Genomic DNA, 17,346 nt, shown 5'->3' on the forward strand with positions numbered 1-17,346 from the left:
AGATGGACTATAAAGAAGATTTACGTAAAAAATTACCAGAATTAAAAAAAATAGAAGGCTTTCCTATAGGTGAAGACGATGATATTATCAATCTTTCCAATCCTCCTTTTTATACAGCTTGCCCAAATCCTTATATAGAAGAATTCCTTGATACAAATGGAACAAAATATGAAGAATCTTCTGATAATTATCATCGTGAACCTTTTATCGGAGATGTTTCAGAAGGTAAAAATGGAGCCGTTTACAATGCCCATTCATACCACACAAAAGTACCATATAAGGCAATAAATAAATTTATTGAACATTTTACTAATGAAAATGATGTTATTTTAGATGGTTTTAGTGGAACAGGTTCTGCTGGCTTTAGTGCTAATCATTTAAATCGATACGCTATTTTAAATGACTTAGGGTCAGCAGCTTCAATGATTTCTTATGGTTATACAAAGCCAATTAATAAACTTGATAGACTTAAAGAAGAATTTAGTAGAATTTTTGATGAAGTTGAAAAAGAGACTAAATGGATGTTTTCTTCTTCAATTGCAAGTCAAGAGTACGAAATTCAAAATACTATCTGGTCGGATAATTTTTTATGTAATTTTTGTGATTACGAGTATGTGTTTTCTGATTTGTCATTAGATTTTGAGAAAAAGAAAATTATTTCAAATTATAAATGTCCCTCTTGTAATGCGGATATTTCTAAATCTTCTAGTCATAATGTATTTATAGAAACTTTTGATGAATCGTTAGGGAAAACTGTAAAAATTGGAAAAAAGACGCAGATACTAATACAAGGTAAGCAAGGTAAGTCTAGGAATGAAAAAATACCGGATGAATTAGATTTTGAAATTCAAGAAAAAATAGATAATTTAAAGATTCCTTATTGGTTCCCTATAATAAGAATGCCAGAAGGCGATGAATCCAGACGGAATGATCCTTTAGGTTATAAATATGTTCATCAATTTTTTACAAAAAGGAATTTATATACTTTGGCAGCAATTCTAAATAGGATTGAAAAATCTCCTTTTTATTATGATTTATTATTTGTTTTTCAAAGTTGTATTCAAAGAGCAACGATTACAAATAGATTTAGATTTGGGGGTACTGGAGGATTGAGTGGTACTTTATATGTCCCATCTCTTATAGTTGAAAGAGCTGTACTTCCATTATTTAAAAATAAGTTTAGAGATTATGTTAAGTTAACAGAAAATAAGAGTTGGGTTGATAGTAAAACAATATTAACAAATCAATCAACTACTGATTTACAAAATATTCCAAAAAATTCTATAGATTATATTTTTACAGATCCTCCTTTTGGATCTAATTTAATGTATTCAGAATTGAGTTTTTGGTGGGAAGCTTGGCTTAAAGTTATATCAAATAACAAAAAAGAAGCAATAATGAATAAAACTCAAAATAAAAAATTAAATGATTATGGCGAGTTGATGTTAGATTCCTTTAAGCAGTACAATAGAGTTTTAAAACCTAATAGATGGATTTCTGTTGTTTTTCATAACAGCAAGTCTTCTGTATGGAATTCAATTCAAGAGAGTTTAGGCAGAGCTGGTTTTATAGTCGCTCAGGTAGGTGTTATAGATAAAAAACAAGAAAGTTTTAAACAAATCACTGCTCCCGGAGCTGTGTCTAATGACCTTGTGATTTCAGCATATAAACCAAGTGATTCACTTATTCGGGATATTGATAAATCTAGTGGTTTACAAATGGAGCTAAATTTCATTGATGAATTTCTTTCAAATTTACCTGTAAGAGCGGTGATAGAAAGAACCTCAAAAATGTTATATTCTAAATATCTTTCATTCTACATACAGCGCAGTTATGAGATAAATTATAATTCTACCAATTTTTACGAACTGTTAAAAAATAACTTTACAGAAGAAAATGGTTTTTGGTTTAATTCTAATCAATTGAATTCATATATTGAATATAAAAAACATTTAAAACTTGAGGGTATTGATGAGGTTCAATCTGGTTTAATGATGTTATTTGTTTCTGATGAAAAATCAGCATTGCTTTGGCTGTATAATTACTTAAAGAGTCCTAAATCATTTGCAGAGATTCATACGGCATTTACTCAAATAGCCAATATACAAGACGATAGTGTTCCCGAGTTAGTTAATTTATTAGAAGATAATTTTATAAAGGAAAATAACGTATTTCGTAGACCTACTTCTGAAGAGGAGCGTGGTAGTGTGAATGTGAAAAGAGAAAAAGCATTACTACGTGAATTTGAGAGTTTACTGTTAAGAGCTAAAAGTGAACGTAAAAAGATAAAAGAAGTGCGGAAAGAAGCATTAGTTCACGGTTTTGAAGTGTGTTATAAGGCCAAACGTTTTAAAGATATTTTAGTACTTGAAGAACGTTTAGATAAGAAAATTATAGAAAACAGTTCAGAGTTAAACGACTTTGTGGAAGCTGCTAAAATAATGGTAGAAGGTATTAGTTAATGGGGTGGAAACAACGTATAATTACTGTATTAAATTTAATAGACAAATCTCCAAAGATTATTTCTGATGTTACAGGTGTGTTGTTTTCCCAAGAATTTAAAAATTATGTATCAAAAGAAAAGATACAGGTTGTCTACTCAGAGGCTAGCTCTAAAATGTTAGCAGCTGCTAATGGTAATCAACTCATAATTTTTATAACGTCTAAAAAAACAGTACCACAGTTTTTAAAATCATATTTTGAGCATAAAACCTTTGAACATTCACAACTACCAATAAATGGTGATGTATCTATTTTAAAGTCTTATGATGCTAAAACAATTGTTGCTATTTGTAATTATATTTTTGCCAATAATGCACATATTGTATTGTCTAAATTAAATAGTTCAGCACTTTTAGAAAAAGCAATAATCTTTAATAAATTAAAGGTTTTAAAAAACATTAAAATTGCTTTAAATAAATTATTAATTGAAGAAAAGAACATAGAAAATGTTATTAATATAGCTGAAAATTGGGGTACATTAATTTATGAATCTTATAAGCAAAATGATGACAGTTTTTTAGAAAATATTTCAAAAATAGATGAAACGATTAAAGAATTTATAGATAATAAAACATTTGAGCAAATTGCTTTTGCTTCTACTGCATCAAAACCTTTGTCTATAGATAAAATAATACATCACATTAAAAGTAAAAAAGAAAACAAAGTAGCTTTATTGTGTTTTGATTGTATGGGTATAGCAGAATGGAATGTATTAAAAGAATATCTTATAGATTTAAATATTTCATATAAAGAACAATATGTGTTTACATTATTACCATCGGTAACATCAATTTGTAGAACAGCTATATTTCACGGTTCAACAGATGTGTATGATATAAAATATCCTGGCAGAAAAGATGAGGCCAAAGCATTTGCATCGTTTTTTAAAGACAAACAGACCAAATATTTTGTAGAAGATGATATTATTAATGAAGATACATTATTAGGTTACGATACAGTAAGTGTGTTGTATAATTTCTTTGATGATTTATGTCACAGTTCGCTTTTTCCTGCGAATGAAAATACAAAGGCAATTTATTTTAATAACTGTAAACAATATTTAGAAAAATCTAATGTAAAGCAAACCATTAAAACATTATTAGATAATAATTTTTCGATTCATTTTTGTTCAGATCACGGTTCTGTAATAGCAAAAGGAAATGGAGAAAGGTTACAAAAATACTTAATAGATGATTTTGCAAAAAGAGCAGTAATTATTCCAGAAGAAGCATCAGGGTTAACTCAACTTGAAAAGATTGATATTCCATTCGTTAAACATAAAAAGTTAGTATTACCTGAAGGAAGAACAATGTTTACTCAAAAAGATAAAATAGAAATTAATCACGGAGGTATAAGTCTAGAAGAGATTGTAGTTCCGTTTATTACAGTGATAAAATGATAGGATACGATAGACCTTTAAAAGCAGAATGGATATATAAATCATTGCAGTTGGTAAAGCCAGGTCATAACCCAAAAAAATTTTATGAAGGGTATGATAATATTGCAGTAGAATTAACAGGTGTTCACGGTAGAAGAAAAACAAGAACTGTTTTATTCAGAACATTTATTTTTAATTTTCAAGAGAAAACATCTATTGTAGAGGATAATATTTTAATTAGCTTATGCAGTGAAAAAAGTTTCGAGTATATGAAACCAATATTACTTTCAAAGTTTATTTTAGATTATGTAATATTAAGACAATTTTCAAGCCTTTATGCTAACATATTTGATGATTCTCAAGAGATAAGTACAAAAGCAATAACGGCACGTATGGTAGAATCTTTTGGTGATGCAGAAATTATCAAAAGGTCCACAAGAGCATTTCTAAAAACATTACAATCATTTGGTATTATAGAACCAATAAATGGTACAACATATGCGCAACTGCCTAAATTAGAACTATCAATAGAACAGGTAAAAGATATATTGTTGTTATACGCAGTATCGAATCATACGAAACAAATTGATTTAAAGCATTTAGATAAATCGTTGTTTGCATATTACAAAATACCAGTACTTTCAGAAATAGCCAACACTTATCACACAGAACATTGGGAATATATTAGAGGTTCAGATAGAGAATTATTAATATTGAAATAGTTTGTTATGCAAGATTTTTAAAATACATATTAAAATTATTTTTGTAAGTTTTATTACCTGCTTTTTTAATTTATTTTTCTATCAGGTTTTATTTGTGATATAGTTATTAAAAATGATTTTATAGTTTTTATAATTGATTACCTCTATGCTTAGTGAAATATAAAGTTGAATTAATGCCAAATAAAGATACAAAACCAAGAAAAAGAATAGAGCTTCGCGATAAAAATATTCGTGTTTCAAGAACTGGAGGTGTAGCAGCTACAAAAACAGTTTCTACAGATGGGTATAGTGCTACAATAAATACGAATCACGGTTTAAGACTTCATAAAAGACTTTTTAAAGGTGCTAGAATGGGGTTTCAAAATGGTAATTTTCAATTTATAGGCAGATATAATAGTGGTCCTTTAAATTTTAATATTTCTAAAACAGGAGTTAGCACTTCTGTCAAAAATAAAAGAGGTGCTTATAACGTATTAAAACCTAATTACTCTAGTTTTAAACTCGCAGGTGTTCAGGTAAGAGGTAAAAATGCAGCGATACTTCAATTAGTTTATATTATTTTTACGTTAACTATTAATATCGTTAAATTTATTTGGTACGCTACTATTTCAATAATATGGTTTGCATTTTTAATCGTAAAGTGGTTTGTAGATTTTACAGTAGGTTTCTGCAAAGGTTTTAAGAATAAAGACCCCAATAAATTGTTAACAGACTTACAATCCCTTAATAGCCATTAGTAGTTTAAAAAATAGTCCAAATGGTATATGCCTTGTATGGTTTAAAAGATGAAGAAATTTCAGTAGTAAAGAATAGTTAGTTATCTCAGAATTTATTACAAAAGGTTAACTAATTAATGCTTTTAAAAGAGAGGTGTAAGAAGATGAGGTATTGCAGTATTAACAAAACAACCAAGTGTTCTACAAATCGAATCAATAAGCACCAGAATTACAGAAAAATAAAAGACTTTGTTAAAACTTTTATTATTAGGGTTGATAATTAGTTAGTGGTATGTTTTTTGTTTATATGAGTTTATATTCGTAAATTGTGATATATTTGCACTCGCTAAAAATAAAATGAGTATTCAAAAAAAGAACATATCGCTTATAGATTCTAACCACCTTGTAAATTATATTTTGATGGTTGGTGGTGCTATGTCTCATTTAAAAATACAAAAAGTTTTATTTTACATTCAAGCTTATCATTTAGCATATTTTGACAAACCAATTATAGAAGATGAATTTCAAGCTTGGGTGCACGGTCCTGTTTCTAGAAAGATATATGATTCAGCTAAAGATATATCAATACTTCACACTGAACTTCAATTTACTTTAGAAGATGATGAGCAATCACCAATTGATATAATTAATAACTCTCTAACTGTTTCGCAGGTAGAACTTGTAAATGATGTTATTGATGAATTGAAAGGGTTATCGGGTTTGCAATTGGAAAATATGACACATTCAGAAGAACCTTGGTTGCATGCTCGTAGAGGTTATGAGTCAGGTGAACGTTGTGCTGTAGTAATCCCTAATGAACTAATTACGGATTACTATAAGAAGCAGATTTATGGCTAAAATTATAAAACCTCACGAAAGAGTAAGTATAATTAAGCAAACCATATCTAAAAAAAAATCTCAACAAGATTTAAAAAAAGAGGGCTATCTTACTTTGTCTTTTAGGCATTTAGACAAGACGCAAGGGAATAGTTTATATGAATGGGAACAAAGTATACAATTAGCTCATACAATTGAAGTGTTAGCGGGTTATTGTAATGACACTGTTTTAAACCAAACTGATGGTAAAAAATTCACAATTTATGGTAATTTTCCACCACCTGAAAAAACAGATTTTTTTTTCCCTAAACACATTCCAGAAGATGCAGAATGGGCACGTATTCATATAAATGGTTTACAATGCGTAATCGGTCATATTATTCATAATGTATTTTATATAGTTTTTCTTGATGGCTTGCATAAATTTTGGAAGTCAACACTGAAGAACACCTAATACCCCACACCACAAAACCCAATTTATTGCCAAAAACAATAAACCTTTGTCTTTTGTGGTATTCCGCTCACCAGCCGCCTAGTTGGCTTTATGTCATAATACTTGTAGCCAACGCTCTAATGGCACATTACTTATTTTATTTAAACCTAGTATATTTTTTTTAATCGGTACAATAAAAAAGTAAAGAGCCATTGCCAACGCTCAAACAACTATTACGCCATAAAACCAACCCCAAGCTAAGTTACATAATGGGCTGTTATACTGCTCTTCCACAAAAGTTCCAGGCACTATAACGCCATTATGTAAAATAGCCACACCATCCAACGCGCACATCCGAAATTACTAATAACATTTAGTTATTACAACAACAATTCGTCTTTAATGCATTGTTTTTATAAGTGCTTTTGGTAATTCTAAATAAAAAGTAAAACTAAATAAATCAATTAGTTCAATTAAATACAATTTAGAAAGCACCTATAAAATCAAAAAAAGCCAATAAGAGTAAAACTTTTTATTTGTGAAGTAAATTTGTAGTTACCGTTTTCACTAAAAGTAAATGCTATGTATAAGTAAAAAAGATAAACAGTGTAATAAGGCAAATAGTTCATTAAAACTGTAATTGGTGGGCATTCACTTTTAATAAAACCTCAATAAAATTAGAAAGCACAAATAAAAAGTCTTTACCCTTATTCCCGCTTCTGCCAGCGCACTACGTAATTTAATTCAGTTTTTTTCAAAAAAAACCACATCGTTGGCAACCTATTACACACCCATTACTGACCCGTTATAACCCTATTTTCTTGCTGTTGCTTCGTTGTTATTAAAGGCGTTTAAATTACACTCCCTCCTAAATAGCTCGTATGCAATAGAAATATTGAAAACGCTCTCTTTTCCCTAGTCACACTCCTTTTAAAACCTAGACGGTCGTTTTCTCCCTTATCCTTAGTAATGTTTTAGTTAACAAGGCATATAGCTAGCCTATCGATACGCCATATACTTAGTTATTGGCAATAGTTGTTCTCTTCATGGTTTGTTAAATAATTAATTTAATATTGTTAATTGTTGTTTTTTAAAATATATTTGCAACATGTTGATAAGTAGTTACTTTTGTTGAAAACTGTTAATTGTTGTTGTTGTTGTATGTTAATTCTTTTTTAATTCAAATATAAATGTCAGAAGCTAAATTCTCAGATTATCAACTAAAATTAGTAGAACCATCGTTTGGCTCTTCTTTGACGGATTTGATAATTGAACTAGATTATTTAAGGAAGAAACCGCTGGGTGGTTCAACTCATCCTCGTGTCTTTTTTCAGCTAAAACATATTTTCCACACTTTAGAAAGTATTGGGTCTGCAAGAATAGAAGGAAACAATACGACTGTTGCTGAATATATTGAAACAAAATTAGAAACTAACGAGAACGTTTCTGAAGGCGTAAGAGAGATTAAAAATATTGAAAAGGCTATGGAATTCATAGAGGATAATATTGTAGATTATCCTATTAACAGGATGTTTTTAAGTGAATTACATAAAATGATTGTAAGGGAGTTACCTCCTCCTCCTCAAGGTGAGGGCGATCATACTCCTGGTGTATATAGAAACGTTAATTTAAAGATAAATAATTCAAATCATTTACCTCCTGATTACATTAAGGTTCAGGATTATATGAATGAGTTATTAGATTTTATTGAAAGAGAAGATAGTCCAAAGTATGATTTATTAAAGGCAGCTATTGCTCATCACCGTTTTGTTTGGATTCACCCTTTTGGAAATGGAAACGGAAGAACAGTAAGATTATTTACTTATGCAATGTTAGTAAAAACAGGATTCAATGTTAACGTTGGTAGGATAATAAATCCAACAGCTGTATTCTGTAGTAATAGAAATGATTATTATGATAATTTATCAAAAGCAGACATGGGAACCGAAGAAGGTATCTTAGCTTGGTGTGAATATGTATTGAAGGGATTAAAAGAGGAGATTGAAAAAATAGATAAGCTAAGTGATTATGACTATTTGAGAAAAGAAATTTTATTACCTTCTTTGGTTCACTCACTTGAAAGGGAATATATTACAGATGTTGAATCTAAAATATTAAGAAAAGTAATTGAATTACAGGTTATACAGGCTTCTAATTTGAAAAAGATATTTACAGGTAAAGTTAGTTCAGAAATATCAAGGCAAATAAAAAAATTAATAGATAAGAAAATGTTAGTCCCTGAAAAAGAGGGTGCTAGAAAATATATTATTCGTTTTGATAATAATTTTTTATTAAGAGGAGTAATAAAAACTCTAGATGAAAAAGGTTTTCTTCCAGTTAGGGATTTGTAGAAATTACTGCCAACAATTGTATATACTCATTGTATATACTCATTGTTGATATATCGCAAATATGTTCTTCGTTTTAAAATTAGTCTTTTTCAGTAAACTATCCAAAGGGCTGTTTATATTTTCTCTTGTAAATCTATGTTTCACAGCCTCATTATTTATTAAAATTCTAGTTTATTTCTATTTTTTTTCAAACGGTTAAAAAGGGAAGTTATAAAATTTTTAGGTTTTACATCATCAAGTGTAGATTTTAGATTTTTTTCACACCATTCCAATAAATCAATAGAATCTGTAAAGGTTTCTGATTGTAATTCTTGATTACCCCAGAAAATAGTAAAACGATTTTTACTTGATATTTTAATTTCTTTAATATCAGGAAATGTATTCATAATTCCTGCGATTTGTTCTATTGCATTTTCTATCATAAGTTTTTTCAACAAATTTACAGTCAATGTTTTAAATAATTTTACGGGTTTCCTTTTTATGTAGTTTTTTTTTCCAATATTATGTCATTCAATCGCCATTGGGCTAACATTTTTAAAGATTGATAAACTCCACGCTCAAACCCAGCCTCTGTTTATCAATCTTTAAAAACGATAAAACACTGATTTTCCTTATCTTATTCAGCTGCACAAAAATTCTACTAAATTCATTTTATTTCTTTATCAAAATTCTTTGTTTGTCTCATTTCGTTAAGTAAAATCAGTAAATAAACACCGGTAAATAAATGATTTTAAAGGAGTTTAAAAAATAATTAAATAAATGTGATGCAAGTTAATGAAGCCTAACGCAAAAGCATCGTAAAGGTCTAAAACAGTAACAAAATGGTATAATATTAGTTATATTAGTAACGAAAATAAGGTTTAAAAGCAATATCAAGTCCGTACCAAATCCGAACGAGTATTAATTTTAAATTGTTTTATAAATGGGGAAAATAGCCCAAGGAATTTTAGGAGGTCTATCTGGTAAGGTAGGTAACGTTATTGGAGGTAGCTGGAAAGGTATCGACTATATCAGAATTAAGCCATCAAGCGTGGCAAATCCTCGAACAGAGGGTCAAGTGAATCAGCGTAATAAATTTACCATTACATTGGAGTATTTGCAAGCGACTAAAGGTTTTATTAAAATCGGTTATAAGTCATTTGCGACCAAGAAAACGGAATTTAATGCTGCTATGTCTTATGTATTAAATAATGCAGTTGGAGGTATCGCACCTAACTTCACGATTGATTATTCTTTAGCTTTATTGAGTAGAGGTTCTTTATCTGGAGTATTGAATGGTACAACCGATTTAACAACCGCAGGACAAGTAAGTTTTGATTGGGATGATAACTCTGCAGAAGGTAATGCAAATGCAACAGACAAAGCAATGGTATTAGTTTACAATCCAAGCAAAAAAGAATCAATTTCTATTTTGGATGGTGCTGATAGAACAGCAGGTTCGCAAGTGGTTTCAATACCAAATACCTACGCAGGAGACACAGTAGAGTTATTTATGGCGTTTGTTTCTGCTGATGGCGCAACAGTATCAAATAGTGTGTATTTAGGCTCTGGTACGGCAGCTTAATAACTTTAAGTTTAAATACATATTGAAAACCGTTTCTATTAATTTAGAAGCGGTTTTTTTAAAAACTTTTTAAACATCAAAAATTTATAGATTTGAATAATCTATCTTTACTAATCTTATCAAATTATTATTTATTAAAATGAAAGAAAAGAATAGAAATAAATACAATAATTGGCTTAATCATTTAAGTAATACAAAGGATAGAACAAATTATTCAATTCGTAGAATGGATTTGTTAGTTATTGCTATAAGTGGTGCAGGAATCTATATAATATTTGAAACTTTAAGAGAGTTTAAAACAGGTAAAATTGAAATTGAAAACTCAACAATTTTAATATGGTCTGGTGTAATTCTTCTTTTAGGTATTATATCAAATTTTATTTCACAGGTAACCGGTTATCACGGTAACAATAATGAAGAGAAATATATTGTAGAAGAATTAAAAAAAATTGAAGGAAAAAAGCACGATGCCTGTTTGCAAAAAGAATACGATAATAAAGTTAATCAGTTTAATTTTTGGACTGATTTATTAAATGTAGTATCTATTGTTTTTATGTTGGTTGGTGTATTTTTACTGGCGATTTTTAATTATCTTTTGATTTAGGTCTTGTGCCAGTTCTTGATCCCTTTGTTTGTGTGTTTTTTCTATGTTCGGTTAAATTTACCTTTTTACCCTTATTAGAATCAGTGTTATTAGTTTTCTTTTTCGCCATAAATACATACCTTTTTGCAAATATAGTTTAATACTGGTCACTAAAAAAAATAAGTATTTATTTACCTTTTTAAAATATAATTAAGCCTTTTTTAAATGTTATACCTATGTTGTACCTATTTTAATAATATTTATTTAAATTCAATAAACACAATACTTTTAAGAGGTTATTAATATAACAGCGTGTTTGCTGATGCAGTTTCTGTATGACTGCATTTGTTACAAGTTCTTGAAAAGTCCTTTCGGATTTGACTCTTTGAATGCTTACATTTTAAGCAATTAAAGCCTAATTCCTATTTAAAATTTGCCAGATATTCTTTACAATTTTCATCTGTTTTAAACCGATCACTAAACTCTAGAAGGTTTTGCCCTGTAAATAAATTCATAATTTACCTATTTTATTGACTCCTAAGACATGAAATTATCTACTGACCTTAATAAAATTAAAAGGAATTTTTAACAAAGTGGCCTAAGAAAATTAGTCACAAAATTACTAGGAAGTCCATTTTCAGTAATTAAAATGATAACAATTAACTCTTATATTATTTATTTTTTAAATTTGTTAAAAACCAAAAATAAAGTTTGATCAACAACAAATCCATAGCAGTTCTTCCTTTCGTCAATATGAGTAACAATATTGAAAACGAATACTTCTGCGATGGCTTAACAGAAGAAATCATTACTGCATTAGCAAAAATCAAACAACTTTCTGTTACTTCCCGTACTTCTTCATTTTTTTTTAAAAACAAATCAGTTACAGCAAAAGAAATAAGAGAAAAATTAAAGGTAGCTACGTTTATTGAAGGAAGTATTAGAGTATCTAGAAATAAAATGCGTATTACAGTGCAAATGATTGATACTGTAGATGACTTTCATTTCTGGTCAGAAACCTTTGATAGAAACCCTAAAAATATTTTTGAAATTCAAGATGAAATTAGTTTGTTTATAGCTGAAAAATTACGTGAACATCTTGGGCATTTAGAAATAGAAAATAAGCTAGTTGAACCCATTGATGTGCCGGTAGCTATTTATAGAGAATACCTGAAAGGAAGATATTACATCATGAAGTTAGATTATAAAAACTCTATTAAGGGAATCAATATTTTAACTGAAGTAATACATAAATCACCTAATTTTTCGAGCCCTTACCTAGATGTTAATTTAGCTTATGTTAACATGGGAACCATGGGACTTTTACCTGCATTCGAGGCCTACGAGAAGGCGCAGCCTTATTTGTCGAAGGCATTAAAGCTAGATCCAAACTCATCAAGGTCACAATTAAATATGGCGTGGATAGAATGCTGGCAGAACTGGAATCTTAAGAAAGCGTATGAACACGCCAACAAAGCTTTGGAAATTCAACAAGCAGACGATATTTACTTAACCATTTCTAATTTTTTGACTGTGGAAGGAAAATTAGATGCAGCAAGTAATTATCTAGACAAAGCATTACAATTAGATCCTTATGCTGCTATCAATCATCATTATAAGGGGTTTTTATATTACTTAAAAGAAGAATACAATACGGCAATACCTTTCTTGAAAAAGGCTTTGGATCTAGACCCTAAGTTACCCTTTCCACCAATTTACATAGGCATATGTTTATTAATGTCGGATAAATCAAACGAAGCTTTGACATATTTCAATTCTCTTGAAGGTGTTTCTATAAAAGACCTCACAAAATTAGGTGGTAAAACTATGTGTTATGCAAAGCTCAATGAAAAGGAAAAATGCAATGATGGATTAAAAGAATTAGAAACCTATTTGACTTCTGCACTTGTAGATAAGGCATTTACGTTTTTGATATTGGTCAATGCTTTGTTGGGTAATGATGAAAAGGTAATCGATTTAATAGAGCAAGCATACAACAAGCGCTTGCCATTAATTTTATTATTGAATCCATCACCAATTCTTAAACCAATAAAAAACAACAAAAGGTTTAAAGATATTATGCTGAAAGCCATTCCAGATAATGTCAATTATAAAAGGAAGAAAAAATACAAACAGGCATTATTGGATACTAATGAAGTTAAAAAGTACAGCAAAGAGCTAGAGCAAATAATGTTAGACTACAAACTGTTTTTAAACCCAGACCTTTCCTTAAAAGATTTGGCATCTTATTTAGAGCTTCCTGCAAATTATGTGTCTCAATTAGTAAACCTAGGCTTTCAAAAAAACTTCTCTGAATACGTGAACACCTTTAGAGTTAATGAATTTAAAGAGCGTATTCTTCAAGAAGAAAATAATGGATTAACGATAATGGCTGTGGCTTACGATAGTGGTTTTAATTCTAAAACAGTGTTTAATACTTTCTTTAAAAAAATGGAAGGGATAACACCATACACCTATCTTAAAAAGAATATTTAACAGTCAAAAATCCAAATAAAAAAATATATTTTTTTGCATTAATACAAGTACATATTTTTTTGACGAACCTCAAAATCATTTTTTGAGCACTTTAGAAGCTAGTATATTTTTCAAAAAATAATGAAAAGTTATCATCTTTATTACATACAGAAACAAAGATGATGGTATTAATAACCGCTTATTTCTTTTCTGATATAAACACTTTTAAATCGGTAAAGGCTTTCTTTCGGTAAGGTATTAATTTTTTATAGTCTTCACTGTTAAATAATTTCTCCAAAGCTTCTTGGTTTGGAAATTCAACAACCATAATAAAGTCTGGTTTTTTTTCACCAATGACTCCATGTTTAATTGGGTATTTTACTGGTTTTGCACCAACCAATTCATATTTTGCTCTAATTTTAGACCTGTAATATTCAAAAGCTTCTTTCTCATTTAGATTCACAAAAGCTATAATAATGAGTATAATTTTAATATTCATAATGTATTGTTTCCCTATGAGTATATAGAACGTTAAAAAAATCACATTTTTTAATTTTAAAAAAAAAAAAAAATCACCGTAGTCAATTTAGTGTCTATTTGAAATGTTGCATTTTCAGAAGTAGTCAGTGTGACTTTTTTTAATGCAATCGCACTAATACTTTAGCATTAGTATGGTTTTACGGAAGTAAAGTTTTTTGCCATCTATTGTCTTTACATAAAAAATGGACTTATGAAAAATAAAATAAAAGAAGAACGTGCTATTTGTAAACTTACACAGGCAGAATTGGCAAGAAAAGTAGGGGTGTCTAGACAATCTATACATTTAATTGAAAAAAACAAGACGATTCCATCAACTGTATTAGCTTTAAAAATATCACGGATTTTCCAAAAACCAGTGAATGTTTTTTTTGAGCTCGATGAAAAGGAATAAAAATCTTTTATTAGAGTTATAGCGGATAAAAAATTGGTTCTAATTTTTAAATTAGAACTTTCTTTTTACTGTTTATAGTTAATTTTATGACATCACATTAGTAGCAGTTATAGACTGCTTGAGAGATTGTTTTACTTAAACAGCAATAATCTATGAATCAGTATCTTATGTTTATTTTAAAAAATAAATACAATTTTTTTGTGATTTTTTGAGTACTTCAAATACTAATAGCATGTAATTAATCTTTAAATGCATACAAAAGAGGAATTTATTCAACAAATAAAGGAGAACGAAGGTATTATTTATAAAGTTTCAAGGCTTTATACCAATAGTGCCGAAGATCAAAAAGATGTATATCAAGACATTGTATATCAACTTTGGAAATCGTACCCTTCTTTTAAAAAGAATTCAAAAATGAGTACTTGGATGTATCGTGTTGCACTAAATACTGCCATCAGCAATTTGAAAAAAGAAAAAAGAAAAGGAACGCGAGTATCCATAGACCATGTTCTTTTTAATAAAATGGATCCAGTTGATACAGTAATGGAAGAGCGAATTACACTTTTATATGCGCATATAAAAAAACTAAGTATTGTAGAAAAAGGAATCATATTACTTTACTTAGAAGGAAAAAACTATGATGAAATTGCTGCAATTACAGGGTTTACAACTACCAATGTTGGTACACGTTTAGCGCGAATTAAACAAAAATTAAAATCTCAAATAAAAAAATAAAATAAACATGGAACTTGAAGAAATGAAATCCCTTTGGGAAGATATGAGTCAAAAAGTAGATCAACAAAAAGTATTAACAGATCAGTTAATTCTAGAGATGTCTAAAGAACGTTATGAAAATAGTATACGCAGAATTTCTGTGCCAGAAACGCTAAGTGCTTTTATCTGTTTTGCAGCTGTTTTTTTCCTAATCAGTAACTTTAGTCTGCTAGATGTTTGGTATTTACAACTTACGGGATTGCTTACTATAGTCGCATGTGTGTTACTACCAATTCTTTCATTAAAATCTATTAAAAAATTGGAAGCTATAGATGTATCTAAAGGCACTTACAAAGAGTCCTTAGTGAATTATGCAAAAGCGAAAGTAAGGTTTATGAAATTACAAAAAATTAGCTTTTATACCAGCTTTATAGTATTAATACTTGCTGTGATTTCTTTTGGTAAAATCATGAAAGGCATAAATGTTTTTACAATGACTGAAAAACTGAATTGGCTAGTCCCTTCAGGAATTGGAGTCTTATTTATATTCTCACAATGGGTTTTGAAAAAATATAAAAAGGCTTCAGATTCAGCTAACAAAATTCTAAAAGAATTAGAAGAGTAACTCAAATAAGATTTAAAAACAAACAAATTATTAATTTTTAAAATTCGAATAGTATTCGACAGGAAAAACACATCCAAAAATGAAAACAATTATATCAATTACATTAATACTTACACTATTTATAGCAAGCGCTTTTTCTCAAGATATGTCAGGAGATTGGAGCGGAAAAACTAAAAGGGGTGACAAGGAAATCACATTTATATTTAATATCAAACAGGAAAATGGGAAATATTCGGCAATAATGAATGTACCTACATTTAGAGTTTCTGGAATTAAACCTACAGCAACAACGTTTACAAACGGAAAGTTGATAATTGACGGTTCAAACGTTGGGATGTCTTATATAGCAGACTTTAATAGTGAATTACAACAATTTGAAGGAAACTATAAAGAAGGTGGTATAGAAATGGCCTTGAATTTAAAAAGAGGGAGCGTAGAAATAGAAGACCAACGCAGACCTCAAGAACCAGTAAAACCGTATCCCTACTATGAAGAAGAAGTAGTGTTTAAAAATAACCAAGCAAATATAACTTTAGCTGGTACCTTAACGTTACCTAATAAAAACGGTATATTTCCAGTAGCAATTTTAATTAGCGGAAGTGGTCCACAAGACCGAGATGAAACCTTTATGGGACATAAGCCCTTTTTAGTTTTAGCAGATCATCTAACCAAACAAGGCATTGGAGTGTTGCGTTTCGATGATCGTGGTCAAGGAGCATCTACTGGAGATTTTGGTAGTGCAACCACAGAAGATTTTTCTAAAGATGTACTAAGCGCTATTTCTTACTTAAAAACTAGAAAAGAAATAGACCAAACGAATATTGGTTTAATAGGGCATAGCGAAGGTGGTATCATTGCACCATTAGCGGCTAATAATTCAAACGATGTTGCCTTTATGGTTTTATTGGCTTCTACTGGTATTTCTGGAACAGAATTATCGGTTATGCAATCTAAAACATTACGTCAGTTTCCTGTAAAGGATGAAAAAGCATTTGAGGAAAATTCAAGAAAGGCAATCGCTATAGTTACATCTGATAAAAGTGAAGATATAATTAAAACAGAATTAACAGCACACTATAACAATTTTTTAAGACCAATATTGAGTGGCTTAAATGTACCAGAGAAAAATATAGACGCGTTAATCAGTAACCAAGTAAATACAAGTGTCAAACCTTGGTCACGTTACTTTTTACAATACAATCCAGCTGATGAATTTGAAAAATTACAAATCCCTGTGCTGTCTTTAAATGGTAGTAAAGATACCCAAGTGAATGCCAAAATAAATCAAAATGGAATACGTCAAGCTTTGATTAAAGGAAAAAATAAAGATTATAAAGTGATAAAATTAGAAGGCTTAAATCACTTTTTTCAAGAGTGTGAAACGGGTAAAATGGATGAGTATCGTAAAATTGAACAAACATTTTCCCCAATAGCATTGAAAGAAATATCAAATTGGATTTTAGGGCATATAAATTAATGAGTTCGGATGCTTTAATCAAAATAATTCAACAATAA

At 29.4% G+C, this 17,346-nt stretch carries 16 protein-coding genes and 1 pseudogene; 14 read left to right on the forward strand and 3 right to left on the reverse strand.

Annotation, left to right across the window (positions count from 1 at the left end):
* The first annotated feature begins 2 nt into the window (after positions 1 to 2).
* The 7 genes from K8354_RS16925 (at position 3) to K8354_RS16955 (ending at position 8,939) form a co-directional block, all read left to right on the forward strand.
* A complete protein-coding gene (locus K8354_RS16925) occupies positions 3 to 2,462 on the forward strand; it encodes a DNA methyltransferase (RefSeq protein WP_223443588.1) in 2,460 nt (819 codons plus the stop codon).
* A complete protein-coding gene (locus K8354_RS16930; protein ID WP_223443591.1) occupies positions 2,462 to 3,901 on the forward strand; it encodes a PglZ domain-containing protein in 1,440 nt (479 codons plus the stop codon). The genes K8354_RS16925 and K8354_RS16930 overlap by 1 nt, the downstream gene beginning before the upstream one ends.
* Positions 3,898 to 4,602 (forward strand): hypothetical protein, encoded by a 705-nt coding sequence (locus K8354_RS16935; protein WP_223443593.1) that lies wholly within the window; start codon positions 3,898 to 3,900, stop codon positions 4,600 to 4,602. The genes K8354_RS16930 and K8354_RS16935 overlap by 4 nt, the downstream gene beginning before the upstream one ends.
* 173 nt (positions 4,603 to 4,775) lie before the next feature.
* Positions 4,776 to 5,339, forward strand: a complete 564-nt coding sequence (locus tag K8354_RS16940) for a hypothetical protein (RefSeq protein WP_223443596.1) — start codon at positions 4,776 to 4,778, stop codon at positions 5,337 to 5,339.
* A 336-nt stretch (positions 5,340 to 5,675) separates the two neighbouring features.
* Positions 5,676 to 6,176 (forward strand): Panacea domain-containing protein, encoded by a 501-nt coding sequence (locus tag K8354_RS16945; RefSeq protein WP_223443599.1) that lies wholly within the window; start codon positions 5,676 to 5,678, stop codon positions 6,174 to 6,176.
* Positions 6,169 to 6,609, forward strand: coding sequence for a hypothetical protein (locus K8354_RS16950; protein ID WP_223443602.1), 441 nt, complete (start codon positions 6,169 to 6,171; stop codon positions 6,607 to 6,609). The genes K8354_RS16945 and K8354_RS16950 overlap by 8 nt, the downstream gene beginning before the upstream one ends.
* A gap of 1,169 nt (positions 6,610 to 7,778) precedes the next feature.
* Positions 7,779 to 8,939: a Fic family protein gene (locus K8354_RS16955; RefSeq protein WP_223443621.1), complete on the forward strand. Its 1,161-nt coding sequence runs from the start codon at positions 7,779 to 7,781 to the stop codon at positions 8,937 to 8,939.
* 158 nt (positions 8,940 to 9,097) lie between these two features.
* On the opposite strand, the gene K8354_RS16960 is transcribed toward K8354_RS16955, so the two are convergent.
* Entirely contained in the window at positions 9,098 to 9,361 is a 264-nt protein-coding gene (locus K8354_RS16960; RefSeq protein WP_223443624.1) for a hypothetical protein, read from the reverse strand.
* 500 nt (positions 9,362 to 9,861) lie between these two features.
* Between K8354_RS16960 and K8354_RS16965 the strand changes: the two genes are divergently transcribed.
* Together K8354_RS16965 and K8354_RS16970 are read left to right on the forward strand one after the other, a co-directional pair.
* Entirely contained in the window at positions 9,862 to 10,503 is a 642-nt protein-coding gene (locus K8354_RS16965) for a DUF6266 family protein (RefSeq protein ID WP_223443627.1), read from the forward strand.
* 139 nt (positions 10,504 to 10,642) lie between these two features.
* The gene (locus K8354_RS16970) at positions 10,643 to 11,107 is read left to right on the forward strand and encodes a hypothetical protein (RefSeq protein ID WP_223443629.1); all 465 of its coding nucleotides are present in this window, start codon (positions 10,643 to 10,645) and stop codon (positions 11,105 to 11,107) included.
* Positions 11,108 to 11,388: 281 nt separating this feature from the next.
* Here the strand turns inward: K8354_RS16970 and K8354_RS16975 are convergent.
* A pseudogene (locus tag K8354_RS16975) lies at positions 11,389 to 11,601 on the reverse strand (IS1595 family transposase); the annotation flags it as partial.
* Between the two features lie 196 nt (positions 11,602 to 11,797).
* Here K8354_RS16975 and K8354_RS16980 point away from each other — a divergent pair.
* The gene (locus tag K8354_RS16980) at positions 11,798 to 13,582 is read left to right on the forward strand and encodes a helix-turn-helix domain-containing protein (protein ID WP_496559633.1); all 1,785 of its coding nucleotides are present in this window, start codon (positions 11,798 to 11,800) and stop codon (positions 13,580 to 13,582) included.
* 178 nt (positions 13,583 to 13,760) lie between these two features.
* On the opposite strand, the gene K8354_RS16985 is transcribed toward K8354_RS16980, so the two are convergent.
* Positions 13,761 to 14,060, reverse strand: a complete 300-nt coding sequence (locus tag K8354_RS16985) for a DUF1330 domain-containing protein (protein WP_223443636.1) — start codon at positions 14,058 to 14,060, stop codon at positions 13,761 to 13,763.
* A 231-nt stretch (positions 14,061 to 14,291) separates the two neighbouring features.
* On the opposite strand from K8354_RS16985, the gene K8354_RS16990 reads away from it, so the two are divergent.
* The 4 genes from K8354_RS16990 (at position 14,292) to K8354_RS17005 (ending at position 17,308) form a co-directional block, all read left to right on the forward strand.
* Positions 14,292 to 14,492: a helix-turn-helix transcriptional regulator gene (locus K8354_RS16990; RefSeq protein ID WP_223443639.1), complete on the forward strand. Its 201-nt coding sequence runs from the start codon at positions 14,292 to 14,294 to the stop codon at positions 14,490 to 14,492.
* Positions 14,493 to 14,741: 249 nt separating this feature from the next.
* Positions 14,742 to 15,227, forward strand: coding sequence for an RNA polymerase sigma factor (locus K8354_RS16995; RefSeq protein ID WP_223443642.1), 486 nt, complete (start codon positions 14,742 to 14,744; stop codon positions 15,225 to 15,227).
* Positions 15,228 to 15,234: 7 nt separating this feature from the next.
* Complete coding sequence (locus K8354_RS17000; protein WP_223443644.1) at positions 15,235 to 15,831, forward strand: hypothetical protein; 597 nt, start codon at positions 15,235 to 15,237, stop codon at positions 15,829 to 15,831.
* 79 nt (positions 15,832 to 15,910) lie between these two features.
* Positions 15,911 to 17,308 carry an alpha/beta hydrolase family protein gene (locus K8354_RS17005; protein ID WP_223443646.1) on the forward strand — a complete coding sequence of 466 codons (1,398 nt, stop codon included), beginning with the start codon at positions 15,911 to 15,913 and terminating at the stop codon, positions 17,306 to 17,308.
* Positions 17,309 to 17,346 lie beyond the last annotated feature (38 nt).

The sequence above is a fragment of the Polaribacter litorisediminis genome (assembly GCF_019968605.1).
GTDB classification, from domain to species: domain Bacteria; phylum Bacteroidota; class Bacteroidia; order Flavobacteriales; family Flavobacteriaceae; genus Polaribacter; species Polaribacter litorisediminis.